This window comes from Streptomyces shenzhenensis (assembly GCF_021462265.1).
Lineage (GTDB): Bacteria > Actinomycetota > Actinomycetes > Streptomycetales > Streptomycetaceae > Streptomyces > Streptomyces shenzhenensis.
Map to the genome: position 1 here is coordinate 205,823 of NZ_JAJONF010000003.1, position 25,667 is coordinate 231,489.

The following is a 25,667-nucleotide window of genomic DNA, read 5'->3' on the forward strand; positions in this document are numbered from 1 at the left end:
AGGCCCTAGCGCCGCCGGGCCGCCCGCCGCTCCATCGCGTTCCTGGCCGCGTCCTCCGTCGGGTACACCTCGCACATGTGCCGGCCGTCCGGCGTCGCCGTGTGCTCGACCTCCCACAGGGACAGCTCCCGGCCGTCCCGCAGCAGGAACGCGTGCTCGTAGAGCGAGAAGGCCAGTCCAGGCCTGCCCGCCCGGGCCGGCCGCCCGAACGCCTGGGTGATCTGGTGCGCGAACGCCGTCGACAGCACCTCGGCCGTCTCCGTGTCCGGCCGGTCGGGGTTCTCCGCACGGCGCAGCAGCCGGCGCGCGTGGTCCGCCGAGTCGTCCGGCACGTACACGTGCCGGGGCACCGGGACCGGCGCCGGCGTCACCAGCACCGGCAGTTCGAAGTCCGGGGTTTCCGGCGGCAGGGGCAGCCGCGCGGTCGCGACCCGCAGCTCCTCCTCGTCGACGTACACCTCGTGCTGCGGGTCGCTGCCCGGCGCGGTGTTGTGCACGAGCTCCCACAGGGTGACCGCCGAGCCGTCGGCCAGCAGCCAGGTGTGCCGGTACGTCTCCCGGTGCAGCCCCGCGCTGTGGTGCGCGGAGTGCAGCGAACTGTCCTGTGCCAGCGCGCAGTCCAGCTGCCTTATGACCTCGTCGGGCAGTTCGAAGGAGTTCAGGGCACGGCCTAGGAGCCGCGCGAGGTGCTCCTCCGGAGACTCGGGCGACTCGGCTGGTTCGTACGCTGCCGTCTCGTACGGAACGCTCAAGGTTTCTCCCGGCGTTGCTGCATGTCACCTTGTGGGTGCATACGGTAGCCCCTCAGTCGGACATCATGTCCGGGAACCGAGAAAACGTACGCCGTGAAAACGCGCGGGGAGCACGAAAAGTTCCCCTGCGGCCCGACGTTCCGTCAAAACGTGCCGGTCATACGGCACTTCACGGCGGTCCGCTCGCGCCACGGCAGGTTCCGGCCGCCGAGTCCATTGTCCGGCTGCGCGGTCCTGTCGGGCGAGTTCTTCACGATCACGACGTCGCCGACGGGCGAGCTGCGGCCGAGCTGTCGTAGCACCACCTGACCGTGGAACCGGAACCGGGACGGGCGACGGGAACCCGCGAGGTTCCGGACGGCCCCTCACCGTTCTCCGCGCGCCCCGTACAACTCCTCGTACGACGGCCACGCCCCGCCCGGCCCGTCGACCGGCCCGGCGGCCCGCACCGCCCGTACGATCGCGCGGGTCACCAGGTCCGCGCCGGCCGCGAGGATCTCGTTGAGCGCGAGCGGGCTCGTGTCGAGCGGGCGGGCCCCCGTCGCCAGCGCGAACACCGTGTCCCCGTCGTGCAGCAGGTGCACCGGCCGCACGGCGCGCGCGATCCCGTCGTGCGCCGTCCCGGCCAGCTTCTGCGCCTGCGCCCTGGACAGTGCGGCGTCGGTCGCGACCACCGCGAGGGTGGTGTTGAGCGGCGGCGGCCCGTTCCCGGCGGCGGTCTCGGCGAGCCGCCGGCGCGCGGCCTCCTGCACCCGCTCCTCGGGATAGGCCACCCGCCCCTGGAACAACTCCCCGTACAACACCCCCGTTTCCGGATCCAGCACCGCGCCGGCCGCGTTCGCCACCACCAGCGCGGCCACCGTGATCCCCGAGTCCAGCACGGTGCTCGCGCTGCCCACCCCGCCCTTGACCGCCCCGGCCACCGCGCCCGTACCGGCGCCCACGCACCCCTGCGCGACCGGGGCGCCCGGCGCGCTCGCCGCGGCCGCCTCGACCGCGGCCCGCCCCGTCGCCGCGTCCGGCCGGGCCCGGAAGTCCCCGCCCCGCCCCAGATCGAAGACGCAGGCGGCCGGCACCACCGGCACCACATGGGCCGGATCCGGTCCCACCCGCACCCCGCGCCCCCGCTCCTCCAGCCAGGCCATCACCCCGGACGCCGCGTCGAGCCCGTACGCGCTGCCGCCCGTGAGCACGATCGCCTCCACCCGCTGCACCAGGTTGCGCGGGTCCAGCGCGTCCGTCTCCTTGGTGCCGGGACCCCCGCCGCGCACGTCCACGGCGGCCACCGCGCCGCCCTCGGGAGCGAGGACGACCGTGGTACCGGTGAGCCAGCCCGCGCCGGTACGGGTGGCGTGCCCCACCCGCAGCCCGGCCACGTCCGTCAATGCGTCAACAGTCATGACAGCCAGTCTGGCCCAGCCCGGCCCAGCTCCGTGCGGTTCCGGGGCCGGTCAGGAGGCGGCCGTGGCGGTCTCCGCGAGGTGCCGGCGGCCGGCGGTGCGCGCCGTCAGCGTGGTCCCGGTCGCCACCGCCAGCGCCGAAACCAGACCCGCCGCCGGCACCGCCCGGTCACCCAGGAACGTGCAACAGCCCACCAGCAGCGCCGTCACCGGCAGCACCAGCTGCTGGGCGAGGCCCACCTTGAAGTACCGCGCGTGCAGCGCCCACACGGTCAGCAGGTACAGCGCCGTCGGCACGGTCACGGCCGCCGACGCCGCCGTCGTGGAGATGTGCGCCTTGCCGACCGCCTCCTCGACGGCCACCTCGATGCCCGCGCCGATCGAGGCCGCCGACGCGAAGATCAGGTAGTGGCCGTAACCCCACAGGAACGACTCCCTGCCGGAACGCAGATGGCCGTGGATCGGCACCACGAAGTAGATCCACCACGCCGAGAAGACGATCAGTAGTCCGCCCGCCGCGATCGGCAGCAGCTCATTCAGCGCGTCGTGCTCGGCCACGGCCGACTTCACGGCGACCGTCGCCGCCGCGATCGTCTCGCCGAGCACGATGATCGTGAACAGCCCGTACCGTTCGGCGATGTGGTGCGGATGCCAGGAGGTCGTGTAGGCCTTCTCCGCGTACAGGGGCACACACATCTCGGCGACCGCCATCACCAGGAACACCCACGCCCGCGCGTCCACGGGCAGCACCACCAGGCCGCTCCAGCCGACCATGCACAGCAGCACCCCGCCCGCGTACCGCAGCGCCATGGTCCGCTCCGCGTCGCGGGCCCCTCGCGCGGCTCTCAGCCACTGCGCGGCCATCGCCAGCCGCATGATCACGTAACCCAGCCAGACCACCAGGTAGTCGTGGTGGGTGAAAGCCTGCGAGATGCCTGCCGCCAGCACCAGGACGCCGGCGATCTGGACCAGTGTGACGACCCGGTAGAGCACGTCGTCGTTGTCGTACGCCGAGGAGAACCAGGTGAAGTTCATCCACGCCCACCAGATGGCGAAGAACTGCATCGCGTAGTTCAGGACGCCCTCACCCGCGTGCCCGGCCGCCACGGCGTGCACCAGCTCCACGCCCGCCTGCGCGATGGCCACCACGAAACAGAGGTCGAAGAACAGCTCAAGGGGTGAGGCCACCCGGTGGGCCTCCGCGCGCCCACGCGCGGTGAGCCGGCGCAGTGGCCGGAGCTGGGGGGCAGGAGCAGGAGGAGAACTCGACGTCATGGGACCAGCACAGCAGAAAAGGGCGCCGAAGGCCTGCGAACGGGTTCGCGGGTGGCGGGTGACAGGGCCGTAGTCTTGAGACATGAGTACCGCCCCCGAACCCGCGCCGCGCGACCCCAAAGCCGCGCTGATCTTCGACGACCCGCTCGACCGGCAGTCGTCGGACGACACGGACCGCGGCTGGGGCGACCGCCCGGAGGGCGACTCGGCCGCCGACCTCAAGCGCTTCCTCGACGAGAAGCCGCCCCACCACCTCTGAGCCGCCCGGTCCGTCCGCGGCGGCGCGGCTAGTAACGCGCGTCGGGGCCGTTTCTGCGCTGTGCGACCAGGGCGTCGCGGATCTCCTTCAGCACCTCCAGCTCGGTCACCTCGACCACCTCGTGCGTGCCCTCCCGCGCCCTTCTGCGGGCCTCCATCCGGGACAGGTACTTCGCCATCGGCAGGACCATCAGGAAGTACACGACCGCCGCGGTGATCACGAAGGAGAGCGTGGCGCCCAGGACCTCGCCCCACATGATCGGTATGCCGGTCTTCACCGTGCCGTCCGCGTTCAGCGCGCACGGGGCCTGCAGACACGAGCTGTAGCTGTCGAGGTTCTTCGTGCCGATCGCGCCGACCAGCGGGTTGATGATCCCCTTCACCACAGAGTTGACGATGTTCGTGAAGGCGGCGCCGATGACCACCGCGACTGCCAGATCGACGACGTTGCCGCGCATCAGGAAGGCCTTGAAGCCCTGCCAGATACCCGGATCCTTCTTCGCGCTCACCTTGGGGACTCTCCTCACATGCACAGGCTGTGGAACAAAGCGCTCCGCAACCTACGGCACCGTGGGGCCCTCGCGCCCCATCCGGTAGTCACGATGTGCGACTTGACACGAAGCGTCCCGTAAATCGCCCCGGGTTGTTCAGTACAAGGTCACCGCCAGCCGTGCCGTGGCGCTCGCCCCGACCAGGCGGGCCGCGGTGTCCCGGGGGACCGAGAGCACGACCAGTGCCCCGCTCTCCGCGGCCGCGTCGGCCGGCTCCGGCAGCTCGGTCACGCGCACCCCGCGTGCGATCACCCGGGTCCGGCCGCCCGCCGAGAGATCCCCGGCGGCGACGACGTCCACCCGGTCGCCGGGGCGCAGCAGCCGGACGGTGGCCGCGTCGGCGATCCGCACCGGTGCCGTCACCATGGGCGCGGGCGGGATGTGCCGTCGTACCGGCTGGGTGACGCTGGGGTGCCCCCGGGGCCGCCGCTCGGCGCGCAGCGGGTCGGTGGCGGTGCGCGGTCCGGCCGCGACGAGCGCCGCCGCCGTGATCGCGAGGCCGGTCGCGAGGGCCCGCCTGCGGTGCCGTAGCAGCCGGTGGAGCTGATATCGCCCGCCGCGTACCCGCACCGGTTCGAAGTGCGGGACCTCACAGGTGGCGGGGGCGTCGGTGCCCAGCGGGAGCGGGAGCGGGACGCGCGGGAGAGGGGGGAGGGCGGGGTGGGGAGACGGGGGAACGGACATGGGATCACCACCTGCGACGAGGAATCGGCTTGCGAGACCACGATGACCTCTCGCGCGGAAACCCGTCGGAGCCGGTGGGCTACCGGCCGGTTGTGGACAACTGGGCCACCCGAACGGGGAATTCCGCCCGCATCCGCCCCGCGGAAGACCCCGGCATCACACACGCGTCACGGCACACGTCAGGCATGCGTCACGGCATTCGTCATGGCATGCGTCCCGGCCCCCGTCCGGGCTCGCGTCCCGGCCCCCGTCCGGGCACGCGTCACGGCAGCTCGAACCCCGGATCCATGCCGCCGAGCGCGCTCGTGCACGGGCAGTCCCGTGCCGTGCTGTCCGGCAGGGCCGCCACGGCGTCGAACAGCACGCCCCGCAGCCGGTCCACGTTGGCCGCGAACACCTGCAGCACCTCGTCGTGCGAGACGCCCTCGCCGGTCTCGGCGCCCGCGTCCAGGTCGGTGACCAGCGTCATCGACGTGTAGCAGAGCTCCAGTTCACGGGCGAGCGCCGCCTCGGGGTGGCCGGTCATGCCCACCACCGACCAGCCCTGCGATTGGTGCCACAGCGATTCGGCGCGGGTCGAGAAGCGCGGACCCTCGACCACCACCAGCGTGCCCCCGTCCACCGGTTCCCAGTCCCGGCCCCGCGCCGCCTTCAGCGCCGCCGCCCGTCCGGTGGGGCAGTAGGGGTCCGCCAGGGAGACGTGCACGACGTTCGGGACGGTGCCGTTGGGCAGCGGCAGCCCGTCGAAGTACGACTGCGCCCGGGACTTCGTACGGTCCACCAGCTGGTCCGGTACGAGCAGGGTGCCCGGACCGTACTCGGGGCGCAGACCGCCCACCGCGCACGGGCCGAGCACCTGGCGCACGCCGACGGAGCGCAGCGCCCACAGGTTGGCCCGGTAGTTGATGCGGTGCGGCGGCAGATGGTGGCCGCGTCCGTGGCGGGGCAGGAAGGCGACCCGCCGGCCGGCGATCTCACCGAGGAAGAGGGAGTCGCTGGGCGGCCCGTAGGGCGTATCGACCTGTATCTCGGTCACGTCGTCCAGGAACGAGTAGAAGCCGGAACCGCCGATTACGCCGATCTCTGCGTTCACCATGCGCAGCACACTAGCTCGCCGCCCGGGCGGGCCGGAGCCGGTGCCCGGGAACGCCTCAAGACCCCGCCGCCGGTCGGCGGCGGGGTCCCGAGGGTTGAGGTCTCAGGCGGCGGAGCTGCTGGCCGAGCCCGTCGAGGACGAGGACGAGGACGAGGACGAGGACGAGGTCGACGTCGAGGACGTCGACGACTTCGAGTCGGACGTCTTCGACTCGGACGAAGCGCTCGACGGCTTCGACGCGGGGCTGCTGCTCGACGACGAGCCGCGGCTGTCATTGCGGTAGAAGCCCGAGCCCTTGAAGACAATGCCGACCGCGGAGAACACCTTCTTCAGGCGGCCACCGCAGTTGGGGCACTCGGTCAGGGCGTCGTCGGTGAACTTCTGCACCGCCTCGAGGCCCTCGCCGCACTCGGTGCACTGGTACTGGTAGGTCGGCACTGTCTTCCTCCTGGCACTCTCACTCAATGAGTGCTAACGACGGTCCATAGTGACGTATTCCTGAGGATCAGTCCACCGTCACGGGCACGCGGTGACCGACGCCACGTGCGACCGTACGGTTCCGGGGCCGGCCGGACAGCCGTGAACGCAGTGCCAGAAGGGTCACCAGGGCCAGCACGGTGCCGGCCATCGGCACCAGGAATCCGGCGCCGCCCCACAGGCGGTCCTCCAACTGTCCGGCGACCGTGACCGCGGCCGCCTGGCCGAGTGCCACCGCGCCGGTCAGCCAGGTGAACGCCTCCGTGCGGGCGCCGGCCGGGACCAGGCTCTCGACCAGCGTGTAGCCGGTGATCAGGGCGGGCGCGATGCACATGCCGACCAGCAGGCCGAGACCGGCCAGGACGAGTACCGAGTGGGACGTCCACAGCGCCGACGCGGTCACCGCGAGCGCCGCGTAGCCGACGAGCAGGCGCCGGTGCGGGGCGGCCTTCCAGGCGAGCGTGCCGCAGACGACGCCCGAGAGCATGTTGCCCGCGGCGAAGGTGCCGTACAGGACGCCGTTCAGGCCGGGCTCGCCGATCGACTCGGTGAACGCGGCGAGGGAGACCTGCATGCCGCCGAAGACGGATCCGATGCCCAGGAAGGCCGCGATCAGCACGCGTACACCCGCCACGCGGAGCGCCGAGGGGTGCCGCACGCGCGCGTGGGCGGTACCCGTCACCTGGGGCTGGGTGCTCCTGCGCGCGGCGAACAGCAGGCCGCCGGCCAGGGTGAGCGCGGCCTCCGTGACCAGGCCGGCGGCCGGGGCGACGGTGGTGCACAGGGTGGTCGCGAGCAGCGGGCCGACCACGAAGGTGAGCTCGTCGGTGACGGACTCGAAGGCGGCCGCGGTGGACAGCAGAGGGGAGTCCTGGAGCCGCACGCCCCACCGGGCGCGCACCATGGGCCCGATCTGCGGCACCGAGGCGCCGGTCGGCACCGCCGCCGCGAACAGGGCCCACAGGGGCGCGTGCGCCAGCGCGAGCGCCGTCAGGGCGAGACCCGACAACGTGTGCACGAGCACGCCGGGGACCAGCACCGCGCGCTGCCCGTGGCGGTCGGCCAGACGCCCGCTGTAGGGCGCGAACAGCGCCATGGAGACACCGGTGACGGCCGCGGCGGCTCCCGCGACGCCGTAGGAGCCGGTGGTGTGCCGCACGAGCAGCACGATGGAGATGGTGAGCATCGCGAACGGCTGGCGCGCCGCGAAACCGGGGAGCAGGAACGTCCAGGCGCCGCGGGTGCGCAGCAGCTGTCCGTATCCCGGGCGGGACGGCGCCGCCGGGTTCCCGGACGGCTCGGTGGTGACCGTGGATGCCACGGCCCGTGCCTTTCTGCCGCCTGGTAGCGCGCCCGTGCGGGGGGCGCCGAGAGCTGTCCTCTTGCGCGGAACTGCGGTAGATACCGGCGTCCCCTGCGAGGAGTGATCCGGCCGCCATACGGTCGCGCCAGCCCTGCGTCAGGCAGAGTTGGTTCGATCAAGGTGCCTTCATCGTACAGGGGTGAAGGCTCGGTACGCCTGTGAAAACGAGCACCGCCGGGCCCGTTCGCCTGGGATTGGTCGGGGTGTGAACCGCCCGAAACGTGCTCTTAACGTACGCCCCGCGCGCGCCCCGGTCGCGACTTCGGTTCCGCGTCGGCCGTCCCGTTCGTGCCCAGCCAGCCCGCCAGCTTGCCCCCGTGGCCGACCGCGCGCAGCCGCCGTTCCGCGGCGTCCCGCACCGGGTCGGTGGCGACCACGAGGAGTTCGTCCCCGCGCCGCAGCACCGTCGCGGGCAGCGGAACAAACGATTTTCCTTCGCGGACGACCAGGGTGACGGCGGCCCCGGCGGGCAGCCGCAGCTCGTTGATCTCCACGCCGTGCATCCGGGACCCCTCGGGGATCGAGACGGACAGCAGGTGTCCGCGCAGCCGCTCCAGGGGCGCGGACTCGATGCCGAGGTCGGCGGCCTCCGGGCCCTCGCCGAGCCGCAGTGTGCGGGCCAGCCAGGGCAGGGTCGGCCCCTGGACGAGGGTGTAGACCACGACCAGGACGAAGACGATGTTGAAGATCCGGTGGCTGGTGTCGACGCCGTTCACCATGGGGATCGTCGCCAGGATGATGGGCACGGCGCCGCGCAGGCCGGCCCAGGACATCAGGGTCTGCTCCGGCCAGGGCACCCGGAAGGGCGCGAGGCTGACGACCACGCTCACGGGGCGCGCCACCATGGTGAGCACCAGCCCGATGACGACGGCGGGGATGATGTCGTCGCCGAGCTCGTGCGGGGTGACCAGCAGGCCGAGCAGGACGAACATGCCGATCTGGGCGATCCAGCCGAGCCCCTCGGCGAAGCCGCGGGTGGCGGGCCAGTGCGGCAGCTTGGCGTTGCCGAGCATCATGGCGGCCAGGTAGACCGCGAGGAAGCCGCTGCCGTGCGCCAGCGCGCCGGCCGCGTACGCCGTGACCGCGATGGCCATCACGGCGATCGGGTAGAGGCCGGAGGCGGGCAGGGCGACGCGCCTGAGGCCCCAGGAGCCGAGCCAGCCGACCGCGAGGCCGGTGCCGGCGCCGATGGCCAGCTCCATGGCGATCTCGCCCACCAGGACGTACCAGTGCTCGACCGGTCCCGCGGTGGAGAGGGCGACGACCAGGATGACCACCGGGGCGTCGTTGAAACCGGACTCCGCCTCCAGGGTGCCCGTCACCCGCGCGGGCAGCGGAATGCGCCGGAGCACCGAGAAGACCGCCGCCGCGTCCGTCGAGGACACCACCGCGCCGATGACGAACGCCTGCCGCCATTCCAGCCCGACCAGGTAGTGCGCGCCCGCCGCGGTGACGCCGACGCTCACCCCGACCCCGGCCAGGGCCAGCGTGGAGGCGGACGCCAGGACGGGGCGGACCTCCTTCCACTTCGTGCCGAGGCCGCCCTCGGCCAGGATCACGACCAGGGCCGCGTAGCCGATGACCTGGGTCAGTTCGGCGTTGGCGAAGTGGATGCCGCCGATGCCGTCCTGGCCCATGAGGACACCGATCCCCAGGTACACGAGCAGGCTGGGGAGCCCGCTGCGCGAGGAGATCCGGACGGCCGCGACGGCGACGAGCAGGACCACGGAGCAGAGGAGCAGGAGCTGGTTGAGGTGGTGGACAGTCAGCGGCGGTTCCCTTCCTTGGCTCGCGCGCGGGCGGCGCGGAAGCGCACGTACACAGGACCGAGAGTGCGGCACTCCGCACCCAAGTACTTCGTTACCTTACCTAACTCTTGACGCTTTCTTGACGCTTGCCGAGGCAAGATCGAACGCCCGTGCCTGCCGGTTCCCCACTCCGCGTCAAGTGGCGTGGGGCCCTGCGCCTATGGTTGCTCCAGCGCTCAGTCAAAAGCACATGCCCGTCTGCCGCTCGCGTTAGGACAGCAAGGACAGCGATGCCCCCCAACACCACCGCCACAACGGGTGACAAGCCTGGCAAGTCCGGCAGGAAGAAGGGGCGCAGAGCCCGGCTGATCGTGCTCGTGCTCGTCCTGGCCGTCCTCGGTGGCGTCTTCTACGGGGCGTACTGGTCGGTCAGCACGGTCCGCGCGTCCCTGCCGCAGACCAAGGGTTCGATCACGCTCGACGGCCTCGCCGGACCCGTGACCGTCAAGCGCGACGGCTACGGCATCCCGCAGATCTACGCCTCGACAGACGAGGACCTGTTCATGGCGCAGGGCTACGTCCAGGCGCAGGACCGGTTCTACGAGATGGACGTGCGGCGCCACATGACCGCGGGGCGGCTGTCCGAGATGTTCGGCAAGAGCCAGGTGAAGGCCGACGAATTCCTGCGCACCCTGGGCTGGGACCGGGTCGCGAAGGAGGAGTACGACACCAAGCTGTCGGCCGCCACGAAGAAGTACCTCCAGGCGTACTCCAAGGGGGTCAACGCCTACCTCCAGGGCAAGAACGGCAAGGACATCTCCCTGGAGTACGCCGCCCTCGGGTTCGTCAACGACTACAAGCCCGAGCAGTGGACCCCCGTCGACTCGGTCTCCTGGCTGAAGGCGATGGCCTGGGACCTGCGCGGCAACATGCAGGACGAGATCGACCGCGCCCTGATGACCAGCCGCCTCGGCCCGCAGCAGATCAAGGACCTCTACCCGGACTACCCGTACAGCCGCAACAAGGCGATCGTCCAGCAGGGCCAGTACGACGAGGTCACCAAGACGTTCCAGAGCGGCTCCACGAGCGGCTCCGGGTCCTCGACGACCACGGGTGGCTCATCGGCCACCTCGTCCGCCGGTTCGGCGCTCACGAGCCAGCTGGAGGGCCTCTACAACGTCCTGGACGGCGTTCCCACGGCCGTCGGCGTGAACGGCCAGGGCATCGGCTCCAACTCCTGGGTCGTCGGGGGCGATTACACCATCACCGGCAAACCGCTGCTCGCCAACGACCCGCACCTGTCGGCGTCACTGCCGTCCGTCTGGTACCAGATGGGCCTGCACTGCACCACGATCTCCAGCAAGTGCCAGTACGACGTCACCGGCTACACCTTCGCCGGCATGCCGGGCGTGATAATCGGCCACAACGCGGACATCGCCTGGGGCATGACCAACTCCGGTGTCGACGTCACCGACCTCTACCTGGAGAAGCTCTCCGGCGACGGCTACCTGTACGACGGCAAGACCAAGCCCTTCACGACCCGCACGGAGACCGTCAAGGTGGCCGGCGGCGCGTCCAAGGAGATCGTCATACGCCAGACCGCCGACGGCATGCCGCTGCTGTCCGACCGCGACGACGAACTCGTCCAGGTCGGCAAGAAGGCCACCGTCGACACCGCCGCCCCCGACCGCGGCGACGGCTACGGCATCGCCCTGAGATGGACCGCCCTGGACCCGGGCACCACCATGGACGCCGTCTTCGCCCTCGACAAGGCGTCCGACTGGGACTCCTTCCGCCAGGCGGCCGCCCAGTTCGACGTGCCCTCGCAGAACCTGATCTACGCCGACACCAAGAACAACATCGGCTACACGCTGCCCGGCAAGATCCCCACGCGCTCGTCGGCCGACGACGGGTCCATCCCGGCACCGGGCTGGGACTCCAAGTACAAGTGGACCGGCTTCATCAAGCAGGACGAACTGCCCTACGAGTACAACCCGAAGCGGGGCTACATCGTCACCGCCAACCAGGCCGTGATCGACAAGGACAAGTACCCCTACACGCTCACCACGGACTGGGGCTACGGCACCCGCAGCCAGCGCATCACCGACCTGATCGAGTCGAAGATCAAGGACGGCGGCAAGATCTCCACCGACGACATGCGCCAGATGCAGACGGACACCAGCAGTGAGATCGCCAAGCTGCTGGTGCCCAGGCTGCTGAAGATCAACCTTGACGACAAGGACGTGCGCGCGGCGCAGAAACTCCTTGAGGGCTGGGACTACACCCAGGACGCGGACTCCGCGGCCGCGGCGTACTTCAACGCGGTCTGGCGCAACATCCTCAAGCTCGCCTTCGGCAACAAGCTGCCCAAGGAACTGCGCGTCAAGGGCCAGTGCCTGTGGGTGGACAAGGTCGACAGCACCGGTCCGGTGGACGAGGACACCAAGGTGCGCGAGTGCGGCGAGCGCGACGCCGACCAGGCCCAGCCGGACGGCGGCGACCGCTGGTTCGAGGTGGTCCGCAACCTCATGGAGAAGCCGAACAGCGACTGGTGGAAGACGCCGGCCGGAGTGGGCGACCGCAACAAGGCCGACAACATGGACGAGCTGTTCAAGCGCGCCATGATCGACGCCCGCTGGGAGCTGACCGCCAAGCTCGGCAAGGACATCGACACCTGGAGCTGGGGCCGGCTGCACCGCCTGTTCCTGAAGAACCAGACCCTCGGCACCGACGGCCCGGGCATCGTCCAGTACATCCTCAACCGCGGCCCCTGGAAGCTCAGCGGCGGCGAGGCCACGGTCGACGCGACCGGCTGGAACGCGGCCGGCGGCTACGGCGTCGTGTGGGTCCCCTCCATGCGGATGGTCGTCAACCTCGACGACCTGGACAAATCCAAGTGGATCAACCTCACCGGAGCCTCCGGTCACGCCTTCAGCGCCCACTACACCGACCAGACGGGCAAGTGGGCCGACGGCGAACTGCTCCCGTGGTCGTTCTCGGACAAGGCGGTCGACAAGGGCACCAGCGACACCCTCGTCCTCAAGCCCTGAGCCGAAAGCCCTGAGCCGAGGGGCATCCACAGGTGAAACGGCCCTCCACGCGCGCGTGGAGGGCCGTTTCCGCTTCCTGCGGGAGCCCTTCAGGGACTCGTGAACCGGCGCACCCCCGACGGCGTCACCACCGCCTGCACCGGCCGGTCGTGCGCCTGGGCGGGCACCCGCTCGACCACCTCCGTGTCGTACAGCAGCACCACGAGCGCCGGGCGCGCGTCCACGCGCTCCAGGCGCGCCAGCACCCGGTCGTACGACCCTCCGCCGCGCCCCAGGCGCATCCCGCGCGCGTCCACCGCGAGCCCCGGCAGCAGCACCACGTCGGCGCCGAGCACGGCGTCCGGCCCAAAGCGTTCACCGGAGGGTTCGAGCAACGCCATCTTCCCGCCGTGCCGGACGCGGGCGAGGGAGCCCTCCCCGGCGTACGCCCCCCAGTCCAGATCATGGTCCGGCAGGAGCGCCGGGAGCAGGACGCGCACCCCCCGCGCGAGCAGCGCGTCCAGCAGCGTGAGCGTGCCGGGCTCGTTCTCGACGGAGACGTACGCCGCCACCGTGCGCGCACCCGCCAGCTCGGGCAGCTCCAGCGCGTGCTCGGCCAGCGCGTCGGCCGCCTCCCTGACGACATCGGTCGTCAACCTGTTCCTCACCCCGAGGATTTCTCGGCGCAACATCCGCTTGCCAGTCTCGGCGTCAGGTCCACCGTGCTCCACAGGTCGCTCCGCACCCTTCCTAATCAGTCCATATGCGTGCCTATTACCCGGAGCCTCAGATTCTCCGCAAAGGCACCGGATAAGGTGGCGGGCATGACTCAGTCGCACCCCAGGATCAGCAAGGCTGTCATTCCCGCGGCAGGCCTCGGCACCCGGTTCCTGCCGGCCACCAAGGCCACTCCCAAGGAGATGCTGCCGGTCGTCGACAAGCCGGCGATCCAGTACGTGGTCGAGGAGGCCGTGTCGGCGGGGCTCGACGACGTTCTCATGATCACCGGACGCAACAAGCGTCCGCTGGAAGACCACTTCGACCGCAACTACGAACTGGAGTCGGCACTCCAGAAGAAGGGCGACGCGGGCCGACTCGCCAAGGTGCAGGAGTCCAGCGACCTGGCCACGATGCACTACGTGCGCCAGGGCGATCCCAGGGGCCTCGGGCACGCCGTGCTGTGCGCGGCCCCGCACGTGGGCGACGAGCCCTTCGCCGTCCTGCTCGGCGACGACCTGATCGACCCGCGCGACCCCCTGCTCCAGCGCATGATCGAGGTCCAGGAGCGGCACGGCGGCAGCGTGATCGCGCTCATGGAGGTCGACCCCGAGCAGATCCACATCTACGGCTGCGCGGCCGTGGAGACCACCGCCGACAGCGACGTCGTCAAGGTGACCGGCCTGGTCGAGAAGCCGGATGCGGCGGACGCCCCGTCCGGCTACGCGGTGATCGGCCGCTACGTCCTCGACCCGCACGTCTTCGGCATACTGCGGCGCACCGAGCCCGGCCGCGGCGGCGAGATCCAGCTCACCGACGCCCTCCAGCAGCTCGCCCAGGACGAAAAGGTTGGCGGCCCCGTGCACGGCGTCGTCTTCAAGGGCCGCCGCTATGACACCGGCGACCGCGGCGACTATCTGCGTGCCATTGTCAGGCTCGCGTGCGAACGTGAAGACCTGGGCCCGGACTTCCGGACCTGGCTTCGCAGTTACGTAGCCGAGGAGATGCAGCAGAGTTGAGCAGCGCCGCGACCCGCACCGCCGGCCCGGACCACCTGTGGTCGGTGGACGAGCACCTGGAGGACATCCTCACCACCGTCCGCCCCCTGGACCCCATCGAGCTGCAACTCCTCGATGCCCAGGGCTGCGTCCTGGTCGACGACGTCATGGTGCCGCTGTCGCTGCCGCCGTTCGACAACAGTTCCATGGACGGCTACGCGGTACGGGTCGCGGATGTGGCGGGCGCGAGCGAGGAGTTCCCGGCCGTCCTGGAGGTCGTCGGGGACGTCGCGGCGGGCGCGGCCGAGCTGACCCCCGTGGGCCCCGGCCAGGCGGCCCGCATCATGACCGGCGCCCCGCTGCCGCCCGGCGCCGAGACCGTCGTCCCCGTGGAGTGGACCGACGGCGGGCTCGGCGAAGGACCGGTGGCGGGGATGCGGGCGCGCAGCCTCGCCCCCGAGGGCGCCGAGGGGCACGTGCGCGTGCACCGGCCGGCCGAGGCACGCGCGCACGTACGCGCGGCGGGCAGCGACGTGAAGGCCGGCGACCTCGCCCTCAAGGCCGGCACCCTCCTCGGCCCGCCGCAGATCGCGCTGCTCGCCGCGATCGGCCGCGGCACCGTACGCGTGCGCCCGCGCCCGCGCGTGGTCGTCGTGTCCACCGGCAGCGAACTCGTCCAGCCCGGCGAGGGACTCGGCAGCGGGCAGATCTACGACTCCAACAGCTTCGCCCTCACCGCCGCCGCCCGGGACGCGGGCGCCATCGCCTACCGGGTGGGCGCCGTCGTCGACGACGCCGAGACCCTCCGCGCCACCATCGAGGACCAGCTCGTCCGCGCCGACCTGCTGGTCACCACCGGCGGGGTCAGCGTGGGGGCGTACGACGTCGTCAAGGAGGCGCTGGCGCACGTCGGGGACGAGGACGAGCCGGGCGCCGGCATCGACTTCCGCAAGCTCGCCATGCAGCCCGGCAAGCCCCAGGGCTTCGGCTCCATCGGCCCCGACCACACGCCCCTGCTCGCGCTTCCGGGCAACCCCGTGTCGTCGTACGTCTCCTTCGAGCTGTTCGTCCGCCCCGCCATCCGCACCCTGATGGGCCTGGACGACGTGCACCGGCCCCGCACCACCGCGACCCTCAGGGCCGACAGGACACTGGGTTCGCCCAAGGGGCGCAGGCAGTTCCTGCGCGGGGCGTACGCCGACGGCGAGGTGACCGCCGTGGGCGGCGCCGGCTCGCACCTGGTCGCGGCGCTGGCACACGCCGACGCGCTGATCGTCGTACCCGAGGACGTGGAGTACGTCGAGCCCGGTACGGACGTCGAGGTCGTCCTGCTCGGCTAGCGGGTGTCCCGTCCGGCGGGCGTCCGCCAGCCGGTCCTGCCGCGCCCGCGTATCTGTCCGCCAGCCGGTCCTGCCGCGCCCGCGTATCTGTCCGCCGGGCGTTCTGCCGCGCCCGCGTATCCGTCCGCCGGACGTCCTGCCCGCTGGTGCGGGCCGTCTTGGCGGTAGCGTGTCGCGCACAGCAGGCCCGAGCGCCGCACCGCGACGGGCCAGGACCGGGAGCGCCACACAGCATGACTGAGCCCTTCCGGGGGGAGACCCCCGGACCCTCCGTGCCAGACCGACTGACGCACCTCGACGACGCGGGCGCCGCCCGCATGGTCGACGTGTCCGGCAAGGACGTGACCGCGCGCACCGCCCGCGCGAGCGGACGTGTCCTCGTCTCGCCCCGCGTGGTCGAACTGCTGCGCGGCGAGGGCGTTCCGAAGGGCGACGCCCTCGCCACCGCGCGCATCGCCGGGATCATGGGCGCCAAACGCACCCCGGACCTCATTCCGCTGTGTCACCCTCTGGCCCTGTCCGGTGTGAAACTGGATCTGTCGGTCGCGGACGACGCGGTGGAGATCCTGGCCACGGTGCGGACGACGGACCGCACGGGTGTCGAGATGGAGGCCCTCACCGCGGTCTCCGTCGCGGCGCTCACCGTGATCGACATGGTCAAGGCGGTCGACAAGGGAGCGGTCATCACGGACGTACGCGTGGAGGAGAAGACGGGCGGAAAGTCGGGCGACTGGAGCAGAGCGTGAGCGCCGGGCCGTCCGCCGGTGGCGCGCCGCGCGCGCCGTATCGCGCGCTGGTCGTGACCGCTTCGAACCGTGCCGCCGCCGGGGTCTACGAGGACCGGGGCGGTCCGCTGGTCGCGGCGGGCCTGGCGGGCCTCGGCTTCAGCGTGGACGGGCCGCGGGTGGTGCCCGACGGGGAACCCGTGGCGGCCGCGCTGCGCGCCGGGGTCGAGGCCGGGTACGACGTCGTCGTCACCACCGGCGGCACCGGCGTCTCGCCCACCGACCGCACGCCCGAGGCGACCCGCGCGGTGCTCGACTACGAGGTGCCGGGCATCGCCGAGGCCGTGCGGGCGTTCGGCCGCGGGAAAGTGCCCACCGCCGCGCTCTCCCGGGGCCTGGCCGGAGTGGCGGGCCGGACACTGATCGTCAACCTTCCCGGGTCCACCGGCGGGGTGCGGGACGGTCTCGCCGTCCTGGAACCGCTGCTGGCGCACGCCGTCGACCAGATCCGCGGCGGCGACCATCCCGGAACCAGCAGTGGGGGTGCGAGCTGAACACCTCGTCCTGGCCCGTCGTGCTGGTGGACGGCGATGTCGTCCTCCGGCCCATAAGGGTGCGCGACCAGCGGGCGTGGCGTGAGGTCAACCGCCGCAACCGCGACTGGCTGCGCCCGTGGGAGGCGACCATCCCGCCGCCCACGCCCAGCGGGCCGATAGCCCACCGGCCGACCTACCGGCAGATGGTCCGGCACCTGCGGTCCGAGGCGAACGCGGGTCGCATGCTGCCGTTCGTCATCGAGTACCAGGGCCGGCTGGTGGGGCAGTTGACGGTCGCCGGAATCACCTGGGGGTCGATGTGCTCGGGGCACGTCGGCTACTGGGTGGACCAGTCGGTGGCCGGCCGCGGGGTGATGCCGACGGCCGTCGCGCTCGTGGTGGACCACTGTTTCCGCACCGTCGGTCTGCACCGCGTCGAGGTCTGCATTCGCCCGGAGAACCGGCCCAGCCGCCGGGTCGTGGAGAAACTCGGATTCCGTGAGGAGGGGCTGCGGCCCCGATATCTCCACATCGACGGCGCCTGGCGCGACCACATGGTCTTCGCCCTCACGGCGGAAGAGGTGCCCGAGGGGTTGCTCGGCCGCTGGCGGCGGGCACGCTCCCAGAGCGCGTCCGCGGAGGCGCCGGGGGCGGGGCCGACGGGCGCTCCTCCGCATGTGCCCCGCAATCCGCAGAACACGCCAGGGAATCCCGGTTAGCCGAAGAAATTGAATGCGTGTTCGAAATTGATCGGTTCTTGACTGTCCCAGGCCATTGAATTCACGGCTTGGGCGGCCCGCTGATCGCATCGGTCACAAAAAAAGCTCGAAATATCAGCCGGATCGTGCGACACACCGGCGCAATTGGCAGATGGCCCCACGCAAACCCCTCTACCGTGTGAGGCGTGAGCAGCAGCGGCCTCATCTACGCAGTCATTGTCGGGGCCTGGGCCGCCTACTTGGTGCCGATGTGGCTCCGTAGGCAGGACGAGCTGAACGAGGCCCGTCCGACGGAACGCTTCAGCACCGCCATCCGGCTGCTGTCCGGACGGGCGGGGATGGAGCGCCGTTACGCCAGGGACGTGCGGGCGCGCTCCGCCTCTGAGGGGGAGCAGGACGCCGGCGATCCGGACGCCGTCACCGAGTCGGTGGACGTCCGGGCCTTCGCCATGCCTCCGACCCGCCGTCAGGTCCGGGCAGACCTCGGGTCCGAGGGGGAACCGGAGGCGCTCGGGCGTCAGGAACCGGCGCGCGACCAGGGGGTCGCGACGACGGCCAAGTCCCCGTCCGTGCCGTCCGGTCAGCCGGGCGGCCCGCCCGCCACGGCGTCGGCGTCCGCCTCCGCGGCACCCTCGTCCGCGTCGGCTTCCGCATCCACCTCCGCGCCCAAGTCCGGCTCCACGTCCGGCTCCATGTCCGCGCGCAGCCGGATTCCGACCCCGCGGCGCGCGCCGTCCGCGCAGGCGGCCGCGGAACGAGCCCGGCGCTCGAAGGCGCTCGCACGCCGTCGGCGCACCACGGTCCTGCTCTTCGTCGCCTTCACGCTGGGCGCGATCGTCGCCGCCGTCGGGGGACTCGCGTTCCTGTGGGCGCCGGGTGTGCCCGCCGTCATGCTCAGCGCCTACATCGCCTACCTGCGCGCCCAGGAGCGCCGGCGCTTCGCCTACCAGATGGACCGGCGTCAGGCCGAGGCCGCCGCACAGCGGTTGCGGGAGCGCCAGCGGCGCCGGCGCCCGCCGCTCGACGCCGGAGCCGTCGCGGACGAACCGGAGGAGGGACCAGAGACCGGTACCGACCCCGGGCTGTCCGCCCTCGCCGCCGACCGGCGCGCCCTCGTCGAACAGACCGACCACGCCGAATGGGTCGACCAGCAGCGCGAGCGGCAGCGCCGCCCCGGGCACGGCGACAGCTGGGACCCGGTGCCGGTGCCCCTGCCGACGTACGTGACCGCGCCGGTCGCGCCGCGCGCCACCTCCGACGTGGACCTGGCGGCGCCGGACGCGTGGAGTTCGGCGCGGTCCAGTGCCGTCGCGCCGGAGCAGGAGACCACGCCGGAGGCCGAGGCGGCGGCGCCGGCCGCCGACGACAAGACGGCGGCCGACGGGACCGACGCGCTCCCGCAGGCCCGGCGGCGCTCGCGCGGGGGAAACCCCGCCGCGGCCTCCGCGCGCCGGGCCCGCGAGCGCGGCCGCACGCCCCTCTTCGACCAGTACGAGGACGGCGACCGCCCGCGCGCGGCCAACGAATGATCCGAGGCCGAGAGGGCGGGGCGGCCCCGGCGCCCCGCTCCTGACCAGTCAGGGAACGGATTTCCAAGCACCCCGACGGGGATGCTAGAGTTTCACTCGTTGCAAGGGCCTGTGGCGCAGTCCGGTAGCGCACCTCGTTCGCATCGAGGGGGCCAGGGGTTCAAATCCCCTCAGGTCCACTGCACGGTGAGACCCCGCACGATCGTAAGGATCGTGCGGGGTCTTCGTCGTTCTCCGGGTGCCCGAACCGGTGGGCGGCGGCTGAGCCGCCACCCGGTCGGTGCGCCACGGTGGTTGGGGCCTACAGATCCGCCCGTCCGTCCGCCCGCAGGACCTTGGCGAAGCAGCGGCTCGACTCGTAGTGGCGGTAGTAGCCGAACTTGGCGCACGGTTCGTAGCCGCTGGAGGTGTACAGGGCGATGGCCTCCGGCTGCTTGGTGCCGGTCTCCAGGACCATGCGGAGGCGGCCGGCCGCGCGGGCGTCGTCCTCCAGGGCCGCGAGCATGCGGCGGGCCAGGCCCCGGCCGCGCATCGCCTCGATGACGAACATGCGCTTGAGTTCGGCGTCGCCGTCCTCGTTGCCCTCGCCGTTCGCGTCCTGGCTGCGCCAGCCGCCGGTGGCCACGGGGCGGTCGGACTCGTCGTACGCGATCAGGTAGACGCCGTTCGGCGGTTCGAAGTCGGCCGTGCCGAGGACGGTGGCGTCGCCGCCGTCGCCGTAGCGCAACTGGTACTCGGCCTGGACCTCGTCGTTCAGCTTGACGGCGTCGGGGTGGTCGAAGGCGACCGGACGTATAATCATGTGAGATATCGCATATTCGTGCGGGCGGCGAACGCGGTGGACATCAGGACTCCGTCCAGTGTGCCGGTATCGTTCCGGCGTGCTGACTGTGACCTCGGTGAATGTGAACGGGCTGCGGGCCGCCGCGAAGAAGGGTTTCGTGGAGTGGCTCGCGGAGACCTCCGCGGACGTGCTCTGCCTGCAGGAGGTGCGCGCGGAGCCGCAGCAGCTCCCGGAAGAGGTGCGCGCGCCCGGCGGCTGGCACGTGGTGCACGCCCCCGCGGTGGCCAAGGGGCGCGCGGGCGTCTCCCTGTACACCCGGCGTGAGCCGGACCGCGTGCGCATCGGCTTCGGGTCGGACGAGTTCGACGCGAGCGGGCGCTACGTCGAGGCCGACCTGCCCGGTGTCACCGTCGCCTCCCTCTATCTCCCCTCCGGGGAGGTGGGCACCGAGCGGCAGGGCGAGAAGTACCGCTTCATGGGCGAGTTCCTGGCCTATCTGAAGGAACTGCGCGAGCGGGCCGCCGCCGACGGGCGTGAGGTCGTCGTCTGCGGCGACTGGAACATCGCCCACCAGCAGGCCGACCTGAAGAACTGGCGCGGCAACACCAAGAACTCCGGCTTCCTTCCGCAGGAGCGGGAGTGGCTCGGCGGCGTCCTGGACCCGGCCGGCGGCGGGTACGTCGACGTCGTGCGCGCGCTGCACCCGGCGGCCGAGGGGCCGTACACCTGGTGGTCCTACCGGGGGCGGGCGTTCGACAACGATTCAGGTTGGCGCATCGACTACCAGCTGGCCACGCCCGGGCTCGCCGGCCGGGCGGTCAAGGGGTTCGTGGAGCGCGCGGCCACGCATGCCGAGCGGTGGTCCGACCATGCGCCGGTCACCGTCGTCTACGACCACTGACGGCCTCCGCTGCGACGACTCCGGCTTTCTGCCGCGACTCCGGCCGCTTCGACTCCGGCTGTTGCTGTGACCGGCTTCTGCTTCGACTCCGGGTGTTGCTGCGGCCGGCTTCTGCTTCGACTCCGGCTTCTGCTACGACTGCGGCTGCTTGCGCAGCCGGCGGTCCAACGCCAGTGACACCTCCGCCTCCACCACGCTCCGGGCCAGGGGGCGCAGGCGCTCCAGGTCCTCCTCCGGGCCGTGGCGCAGGACGAGTTCGGCGAAGAGTTCGGCGAGCGCGTCGGCGTGCTCGCGGACGCTGCGGCCGGCCGCCAGCACCTCGGCGAGCGGGAAACCCTCGCGGACCAGGGCCGAGGAGGCGTCCAGCAGGCGGCGGCTGATGTGGACGATGTCGTCCCCGTCGGTGCCGAGGTAGCCGAGGTCCATGGCGGCGCCGAGGTTCTCCGGGGTGACCTCGCCCTCGAAGCGGGCGGCGAGTTCCTCGGGGGTCAGGCGGACCGGCTCCTCCTCGGTGGGGGTGTCGACGCCGAGCAGTTCGGCGACGTCCTTGCCGTGGTCGAGGGCCTCCGCCAGTTCGGCGATGCCGTTCAGGGTGTGGCCGCGTTCCAGCAGTGCCGAGATCGTGCGCAGCCGGGCCAGGTGATGGTCGTCGTACCAGGCGATACGGCCCTCGCGGCGGGGCGGCCGGATCAGCTTTCGTTCGCGGTAGAAGCGCAGGGTGCGCACGGTTATGCCGGCCAGCGCGGCCAGTTCCTCCATGCGGTACTCGCGCGGGCCGCCCTGCTCGGCGGACTGGCCGCGGTCCGTGTGGGTGCGTCGTCCGCCGTCGTCTGCCACGTGCGCAGCTTATGTTGTACCGACGGTAACTTTCGCCCGTCCGCCCCCTACCCATCAGTACGCGGCTGCTCTACAGTCCAACCGTGCCAGCGTTCACTGGCGTAATCACGGGCGAGGTGTGGAGGCTCCGGGATGGCCCAGCACGAGCATGTACGGGTGGCGGTGATCGGGTCCGGGTTCGGCGGGCTGGGCGCGGCCGTGCGATTGCGCAGGGAGGGGATCACCGACTTCGTCGTCCTGGAACGGGCCGGCGGCGTCGGCGGTACCTGGCGGGACAACAGCTATCCCGGGTGTGCCTGCGACGTGCCCTCCCACCTGTACTCTTTCTCTTTCGCGCCCAACCCCGACTGGCCGCGCACCTTCTCCGGGCAGGAGCACATCCGCGCCTATCTGGAGCACGTCACCGACGTGTTCGGGCTCCGGCCGCACCTCCGCCTCGACGCCGAGGTCAAGCGGATGGTCTGGAACGCGGACGAACTGCGCTGGGACATCGAGACCGCCGCCGGCTCCTTCTCCGCCGACGTCGTCGTCTCGGCCACGGGGCCGCTGTCCGACCCGAAGATCCCCGAGATCCCGGGGCTGGACTCGTTCCCCGGCAAGGTCTTCCACTCCGCCCGCTGGGACCACGACTACGACCTGCGCGGCAAGCGGGTCGCCATGGTCGGCACCGGCGCCTCCGCCATCCAGATCGTGCCCGCCATCCAGCCCGACGTCGCGCGGCTCACCCTCTTCCAGCGCACCCCGCCGTGGGTGATGCCCCGGGTGGACCGGGCCATCAGCGCCGCCGAGCGCCGGCTGCACCGGGCGCTGCCCTTCACCACCCAGGCCCGGCGCGGACTGCTGTGGGGGATCCGGGAACTCCAGGTCCAGGCGTTCACCAAGCGGCCCGACGAACTCGGCCTGGTGGAGAGCCTCGCCAAGCGCAACATGGCCCGTGCCGTCAAGGACCCCGCGCTGCGCGCCAAGCTCACCCCGGACTACCGCATCGGCTGCAAGCGGATCCTGCTCTCCAGCTCCTACTATCCGGCGCTCACCCAGCGGAACGTGGACGTGGTGGCCAGCGGGCTCAGTGAGGTCCGCGGGTCGACGGTCGTCGCCGCCGACGGCAGCAGTGCCGAGGTCGACGCGATCATCTTCGGCACCGGCTTCCACGTCACCGACATGCCCATCGCCGAACGGGTCGTCGGCGCCGACGGACGGACCCTCGCGGAGGTCTGGAAGGGCGGCATGGAGGCGCTGCGCGGCGCTTCGGCGGCCGGGTTCCCCAACTGGATGACGATCATCGGTCCCAACACCGGCCTCGGGAACTCCTCCATGATCCTCATGATCGAGTCCCAGCTGAACTACATGGCCGACTATCTGCGCCAGCTCCACGTCCTCGGGGGCCGGGCGGCCCTCGACGCGCGCCCCGGCGCCGTGGCCGCCTGGAACCGCAAGGTCCAGGAGCGCATGAAGCGCACCGTCTGGAACACCGGCGGCTGCACCAGCTGGTACCTGGACGCGAGCGGCCGCAACACCACCATCTGGCCCGGTACGACCACGGAGTTCCGGCGTGCGACCCGGCGGGTGGACCTCACGGAGTACGACGTGATCCGCGCGCCCCTGCCAGGCGATGGCGGCGGCAGCGACAGGGCCGTGGACGCGGAGGTGGGCGCGTGAGCCGGCTCACCCACGTGACCACCGGGCCGTACGCCCCGCCCGCCCCCGCGCGCGAACTCACCGTCGTCTCCGCCGACGGCGCCCGTCTGCACGCCGAGGTGCACGGCCCCGAGGGCGCCCCCTGCGTCGTCCTCGCCCACGGCTGGACCTGCTCCACCGCCTTCTGGGCGGCGCAGATCCGCGAACTGGCCGTCGACCACCGGGTCATCGCCTACGACCAGCGGGGGCACGGGCGCAGTCCCGCGAGCTCCGCGTGCACCACCCAGGCGCTGGCGGACGACCTCGAAGCAGTGCTCGCGCAGACTCTCGCACGCGGCGAGCGCGCCGTGATCGTCGGCCACTCGATGGGCGGCATGACCGTGATGGCGGCCGCGACGCGCCCTCGCTTCCGCGAGCACGCCGCCGCCGTCCTGCTGTGCAGCACCGGCAGTTCGCGGCTGGTCGCGGAGGCGCTGGTGCTGCCGTTGCGCGCCGGTGGCCTGCGCACCCGGCTCACGGCGAGTGTCCTGGCCTCGCGCGCCCCGCTGGGACCGGTCACGCCCCTCGCGCGGCGCATTCTCAAGTACGCGACCATGGGCGCGGGTTCGGCCCCGCACATGGTGGAGGCGTGCGCCCGGATAGTCCACGCTTGCCCGCGCGCCGTCCGGCACAGCTGGGCGCGTGTCCTCGCGCAGCTCGATCTCGACCATGGCGTACGGGAGTTGCGCGCACCCACCGCGATCGTCACCGGCACGGCCGACCGGCTCACGCCCCCCGTGCACGCCCGCGCGCTGGCCGCCGCGCTGCCGAACTCCCTCGGCCTCACCGAGCTGCCCGGCATGGGCCACATGACTCCGGTCGAGGCGCCGGGGCCGGTCAACGGAAAGATCCGGGAACTGGTCGCCGCGTACCTGACCGGCACCCCCGAAGCAGCCGGCGCCGACGCGCCGGAGCGGATCAAGGAGGGCTCATGAGCAGGGTCGGACTCGAAGGACAGGTCGCCGTCGTCACCGGAGCGGCGCGCGGCGTCGGCGAGTTGCTCGCCCGCAAGCTCTCCGCGCGCGGGGCGAAGGTCGCGCTGGTCGGGCTGGAGGAGGAGGCACTCAAGGAGGTCTCCGGCAGGCTGCACACCGACAGCGCGTACTGGTACGCCGACGTCACCGACCACGAGGCGATGAGCCGGGTCGCGCGGGAGGTGAAGGAGCGGTTCGGCAAGGCCGACATCGTGGTGGCCAACGCAGGGGTGGCGAACGGCGGTCCGTTCGCCGGCTCCGACCCGGTGGCCTGGCGGCGGGTGATCGAGGTCAATCTGATCGGTTCGGCGGTGACGGCGCGCGCGTTCCTCCCCGTGCTCACGGAAAGCCGCGGCTACTTGCTGCAGATCGCGTCGCTGGCCGCGATCACGCCGGCGCCGATGATGACGGCGTACTGCGCGTCCAAGGCGGGCGTGGAGGCGTACGCGCACAGCCTGCGCGCCGAGGTCGGCCACCAGGGGGTACGGGTCGGGGTCGGCTACCTGTCCTGGACGGACACCGACATGGTGCGCGGCGCCGACCAGGACGAGGCGATGCGGGAGTTGCGGCAGCGGCTGCCGTGGCCGGCGAACAAGACGTACCCGCTGGGGCCGGCCGTGGACCGGATCGTGGCCGGCATCGAGCGGCGCTCGGCGCATGTGTACGGGCAGTGGTGGCTGCGCGGGATGCAGGGGGTGCGCGGGTATCTGCCGGCGCTGATCGGCACGGTCGGGCAGCGCGAGATGAAGCGGTTCGCGCCGCGCTTGCAGGGCGTCAGTACGGGCCTGGTCGGTGCAGGTGGGGCGGCTGACGAGGAGGCGCGCGCTACGCACCGTGATTGATCGAAGTGCGCGCGTAGTCGGCCCGTGTGAGTCTGGTCGAGGCCCCACTGAGGGCCGATTCCCCTCACCCTCCACGGGAGTGAACCCACATGGGTATGAAGGACAAGGCCGGCAAGACGCAGGGTCAGACCAAGCAGAAGACGCAGGAAGGCCAGCAGCAGGCCCAGCAGGCCCAGCAGCGTGGCCAGCAGCAGACGCAGCAGCGTGGCCAGCAGGCGCAGGAGCGCGGCCGGCAGGCGCAGGAGCGTGGCCGCCAGGCGTCTGAGCGCGGTCGCCAGACCCTGGACGACACCGAGCAGGAGATGCAGGACCGGTTCGACCAGGACTACGACGCCTAGTCGTCGCACCTGGCTTGACCGACAGGCGTGGGGCGCCCTCCGTTTCGGAGGGTGCCCTGCGTCTTGTGCGCCCAGGGGGCAGAGGGTGCGGGTGCGGGTGCGGGTGTGCGTGGGTTG

General features: G+C 71.8%; 26 protein-coding genes and 1 tRNA gene. 14 read left to right on the top strand and 13 right to left on the bottom strand.

Annotated features, from left to right (window positions below; all coding sequences use genetic code 11):
• Positions 1–5: 5 nt before the first annotated feature.
• From LQ326_RS05505 to LQ326_RS05520, 4 genes are all read right to left on the bottom strand, one after another.
• Positions 6–752 (bottom strand): DUF6227 family protein, encoded by a 747-nt coding sequence (locus LQ326_RS05505; protein WP_234533245.1) that lies wholly within the window; start codon positions 750–752, stop codon positions 6–8.
• A 143-nt stretch (positions 753–895) separates the two neighbouring features.
• Complete coding sequence (locus tag LQ326_RS05510; RefSeq protein WP_234533641.1) at positions 896–1,054, bottom strand: hypothetical protein; 159 nt, start codon at positions 1,052–1,054, stop codon at positions 896–898.
• A gap of 63 nt (positions 1,055–1,117) precedes the next feature.
• Positions 1,118–2,152, bottom strand: coding sequence for a P1 family peptidase (locus LQ326_RS05515; RefSeq protein ID WP_234533247.1), 1,035 nt, complete (start codon positions 2,150–2,152; stop codon positions 1,118–1,120).
• Between the two features lie 51 nt (positions 2,153–2,203).
• Positions 2,204–3,427, bottom strand: a complete 1,224-nt coding sequence (locus LQ326_RS05520) for a low temperature requirement protein A (protein ID WP_234533248.1) — start codon at positions 3,425–3,427, stop codon at positions 2,204–2,206.
• 82 nt (positions 3,428–3,509) lie between these two features.
• On the opposite strand from LQ326_RS05520, the gene LQ326_RS05525 reads away from it, so the two are divergent.
• Complete coding sequence (locus tag LQ326_RS05525; protein ID WP_181809695.1) at positions 3,510–3,686, top strand: hypothetical protein; 177 nt, start codon at positions 3,510–3,512, stop codon at positions 3,684–3,686.
• Between the two features lie 28 nt (positions 3,687–3,714).
• On the opposite strand, the gene mscL is transcribed toward LQ326_RS05525, so the two are convergent.
• The 6 genes from mscL to LQ326_RS05555 all read right to left on the bottom strand — a co-directional run bounded on the left by mscL (position 3,715) and on the right by LQ326_RS05555 (position 9,697).
• Positions 3,715–4,194: a large conductance mechanosensitive channel protein MscL gene (mscL, locus tag LQ326_RS05530; RefSeq protein WP_234533250.1), complete on the bottom strand. Its 480-nt coding sequence runs from the start codon at positions 4,192–4,194 to the stop codon at positions 3,715–3,717.
• 138 nt (positions 4,195–4,332) lie between these two features.
• Positions 4,333–4,920, bottom strand: coding sequence for a CpaB family protein (locus LQ326_RS05535; RefSeq protein WP_234533253.1), 588 nt, complete (start codon positions 4,918–4,920; stop codon positions 4,333–4,335).
• A 262-nt stretch (positions 4,921–5,182) separates the two neighbouring features.
• The gene (locus LQ326_RS05540) at positions 5,183–6,016 is read right to left on the bottom strand and encodes an S-methyl-5'-thioadenosine phosphorylase (protein ID WP_234533255.1); all 834 of its coding nucleotides are present in this window, start codon (positions 6,014–6,016) and stop codon (positions 5,183–5,185) included.
• 102 nt (positions 6,017–6,118) lie between these two features.
• The gene (locus LQ326_RS05545; protein ID WP_234533257.1) at positions 6,119–6,454 is read right to left on the bottom strand and encodes an FmdB family zinc ribbon protein; all 336 of its coding nucleotides are present in this window, start codon (positions 6,452–6,454) and stop codon (positions 6,119–6,121) included.
• A gap of 67 nt (positions 6,455–6,521) precedes the next feature.
• Positions 6,522–7,814, bottom strand: a complete 1,293-nt coding sequence (locus LQ326_RS05550) for an MFS transporter (protein WP_234533259.1) — start codon at positions 7,812–7,814, stop codon at positions 6,522–6,524.
• A gap of 269 nt (positions 7,815–8,083) precedes the next feature.
• Positions 8,084–9,697 (bottom strand): potassium/proton antiporter, encoded by a 1,614-nt coding sequence (locus LQ326_RS05555; RefSeq protein ID WP_308401853.1) that lies wholly within the window; start codon positions 9,695–9,697, stop codon positions 8,084–8,086.
• 197 nt (positions 9,698–9,894) lie between these two features.
• Between LQ326_RS05555 and LQ326_RS05560 the strand changes: the two genes are divergently transcribed.
• Positions 9,895–12,654 carry a penicillin acylase family protein gene (locus LQ326_RS05560; protein ID WP_234533261.1) on the top strand — a complete coding sequence of 920 codons (2,760 nt, stop codon included), beginning with the start codon at positions 9,895–9,897 and terminating at the stop codon, positions 12,652–12,654.
• Between the two features lie 89 nt (positions 12,655–12,743).
• Here LQ326_RS05560 and LQ326_RS05565 read toward each other — a convergent pair whose 3' ends face one another.
• On the bottom strand, positions 12,744–13,325 hold the full coding sequence (locus tag LQ326_RS05565; RefSeq protein ID WP_234533263.1) for a 5-formyltetrahydrofolate cyclo-ligase: 582 nt from the start codon (positions 13,323–13,325) through the stop codon (positions 12,744–12,746).
• A gap of 132 nt (positions 13,326–13,457) precedes the next feature.
• Between LQ326_RS05565 and galU the strand changes: the two genes are divergently transcribed.
• The 7 genes from galU to LQ326_RS05600 all read left to right on the top strand — a co-directional run bounded on the left by galU (position 13,458) and on the right by LQ326_RS05600 (position 19,376).
• Entirely contained in the window at positions 13,458–14,369 is a 912-nt protein-coding gene (gene galU, locus LQ326_RS05570; RefSeq protein WP_234533264.1) for a UTP--glucose-1-phosphate uridylyltransferase GalU, read from the top strand.
• Complete coding sequence (gene glp / locus LQ326_RS05575) at positions 14,366–15,688, top strand: molybdotransferase-like divisome protein Glp (protein ID WP_234533267.1); 1,323 nt, start codon at positions 14,366–14,368, stop codon at positions 15,686–15,688. Before galU ends, glp begins: the two co-directional genes overlap by 4 nt.
• A 233-nt stretch (positions 15,689–15,921) precedes the next feature.
• On the top strand, positions 15,922–16,434 hold the full coding sequence (gene moaC / locus LQ326_RS05580; protein ID WP_234533269.1) for a cyclic pyranopterin monophosphate synthase MoaC: 513 nt from the start codon (positions 15,922–15,924) through the stop codon (positions 16,432–16,434).
• Positions 16,431–16,967 (top strand): MogA/MoaB family molybdenum cofactor biosynthesis protein, encoded by a 537-nt coding sequence (locus LQ326_RS05585; RefSeq protein WP_234533271.1) that lies wholly within the window; start codon positions 16,431–16,433, stop codon positions 16,965–16,967. The genes moaC and LQ326_RS05585 overlap by 4 nt, the downstream gene beginning before the upstream one ends.
• A gap of 20 nt (positions 16,968–16,987) precedes the next feature.
• Positions 16,988–17,668, top strand: a complete 681-nt coding sequence (locus LQ326_RS05590; RefSeq protein WP_234533273.1) for a GNAT family N-acetyltransferase — start codon at positions 16,988–16,990, stop codon at positions 17,666–17,668.
• A 185-nt stretch (positions 17,669–17,853) separates the two neighbouring features.
• Positions 17,854–19,197 (top strand): divisome protein SepX/GlpR, encoded by a 1,344-nt coding sequence (gene sepX / locus LQ326_RS05595; protein ID WP_234533275.1) that lies wholly within the window; start codon positions 17,854–17,856, stop codon positions 19,195–19,197.
• A 105-nt stretch (positions 19,198–19,302) separates the two neighbouring features.
• A tRNA-Ala gene (locus LQ326_RS05600) sits at positions 19,303–19,376 on the top strand.
• A gap of 122 nt (positions 19,377–19,498) precedes the next feature.
• Here the strand turns inward: LQ326_RS05600 and LQ326_RS05605 are convergent.
• Positions 19,499–19,999, bottom strand: coding sequence for a GNAT family N-acetyltransferase (locus LQ326_RS05605; protein ID WP_234533277.1), 501 nt, complete (start codon positions 19,997–19,999; stop codon positions 19,499–19,501).
• Between the two features lie 79 nt (positions 20,000–20,078).
• Here LQ326_RS05605 and LQ326_RS05610 point away from each other — a divergent pair, with 79 nt between their 5' ends.
• On the top strand, positions 20,079–20,882 hold the full coding sequence (locus LQ326_RS05610) for an exodeoxyribonuclease III (protein WP_234533278.1): 804 nt from the start codon (positions 20,079–20,081) through the stop codon (positions 20,880–20,882).
• A 132-nt stretch (positions 20,883–21,014) separates the two neighbouring features.
• On the opposite strand, the gene LQ326_RS05615 is transcribed toward LQ326_RS05610, so the two are convergent.
• Entirely contained in the window at positions 21,015–21,641 is a 627-nt protein-coding gene (locus LQ326_RS05615) for a MerR family transcriptional regulator (RefSeq protein ID WP_234533616.1), read from the bottom strand.
• Between the two features lie 210 nt (positions 21,642–21,851).
• On the opposite strand from LQ326_RS05615, the gene LQ326_RS05620 reads away from it, so the two are divergent.
• The 4 genes from LQ326_RS05620 (at position 21,852) to LQ326_RS05635 (ending at position 25,550) form a co-directional block, all read left to right on the top strand.
• Complete coding sequence (locus LQ326_RS05620) at positions 21,852–23,378, top strand: flavin-containing monooxygenase (protein ID WP_234533281.1); 1,527 nt, start codon at positions 21,852–21,854, stop codon at positions 23,376–23,378.
• Positions 23,375–24,331 carry an alpha/beta fold hydrolase gene (locus LQ326_RS05625; RefSeq protein ID WP_234533283.1) on the top strand — a complete coding sequence of 319 codons (957 nt, stop codon included), beginning with the start codon at positions 23,375–23,377 and terminating at the stop codon, positions 24,329–24,331. The genes LQ326_RS05620 and LQ326_RS05625 overlap by 4 nt, the downstream gene beginning before the upstream one ends.
• Entirely contained in the window at positions 24,328–25,212 is an 885-nt protein-coding gene (locus tag LQ326_RS05630; RefSeq protein ID WP_234533284.1) for an SDR family oxidoreductase, read from the top strand. The genes LQ326_RS05625 and LQ326_RS05630 overlap by 4 nt, the downstream gene beginning before the upstream one ends.
• Before the next feature lie 95 nt (positions 25,213–25,307).
• Complete coding sequence (locus LQ326_RS05635; protein WP_234533286.1) at positions 25,308–25,550, top strand: hypothetical protein; 243 nt, start codon at positions 25,308–25,310, stop codon at positions 25,548–25,550.
• Positions 25,551–25,667 lie beyond the last annotated feature (117 nt).

Coding starts and splice junctions, on each gene's coding strand:
- LQ326_RS05605 (WP_234533277.1), bottom strand. CDS start 19,999: ATGATTATACGTCCGGTCGCCTTCGACCACCCCGACGCCGTCAAGCTG.
- LQ326_RS05525 (WP_181809695.1), top strand. CDS start 3,510: ATGAGTACCGCCCCCGAACCCGCGCCGCGCGACCCCAAAGCCGCGCTG.
- galU (WP_234533264.1), top strand. CDS start 13,458: ATGACTCAGTCGCACCCCAGGATCAGCAAGGCTGTCATTCCCGCGGCA.
- LQ326_RS05630 (WP_234533284.1), top strand. CDS start 24,328: ATGAGCAGGGTCGGACTCGAAGGACAGGTCGCCGTCGTCACCGGAGCG.
- moaC (WP_234533269.1), top strand. CDS start 15,922: ATGACTGAGCCCTTCCGGGGGGAGACCCCCGGACCCTCCGTGCCAGAC.
- LQ326_RS05560 (WP_234533261.1), top strand. CDS start 9,895: ATGCCCCCCAACACCACCGCCACAACGGGTGACAAGCCTGGCAAGTCC.
- LQ326_RS05620 (WP_234533281.1), top strand. CDS start 21,852: ATGGCCCAGCACGAGCATGTACGGGTGGCGGTGATCGGGTCCGGGTTC.
- LQ326_RS05535 (WP_234533253.1), bottom strand. CDS start 4,920: ATGTCCGTTCCCCCGTCTCCCCACCCCGCCCTCCCCCCTCTCCCGCGC.
- LQ326_RS05520 (WP_234533248.1), bottom strand. CDS start 3,427: ATGACGTCGAGTTCTCCTCCTGCTCCTGCCCCCCAGCTCCGGCCACTG.
- LQ326_RS05515 (WP_234533247.1), bottom strand. CDS start 2,152: ATGACTGTTGACGCATTGACGGACGTGGCCGGGCTGCGGGTGGGGCAC.
- LQ326_RS05540 (WP_234533255.1), bottom strand. CDS start 6,016: ATGGTGAACGCAGAGATCGGCGTAATCGGCGGTTCCGGCTTCTACTCG.
- LQ326_RS05615 (WP_234533616.1), bottom strand. CDS start 21,641: ATGGAGGAACTGGCCGCGCTGGCCGGCATAACCGTGCGCACCCTGCGC.
- LQ326_RS05635 (WP_234533286.1), top strand. CDS start 25,308: ATGAAGGACAAGGCCGGCAAGACGCAGGGTCAGACCAAGCAGAAGACG.
- LQ326_RS05565 (WP_234533263.1), bottom strand. CDS start 13,325: ATGTTGCGCCGAGAAATCCTCGGGGTGAGGAACAGGTTGACGACCGAT.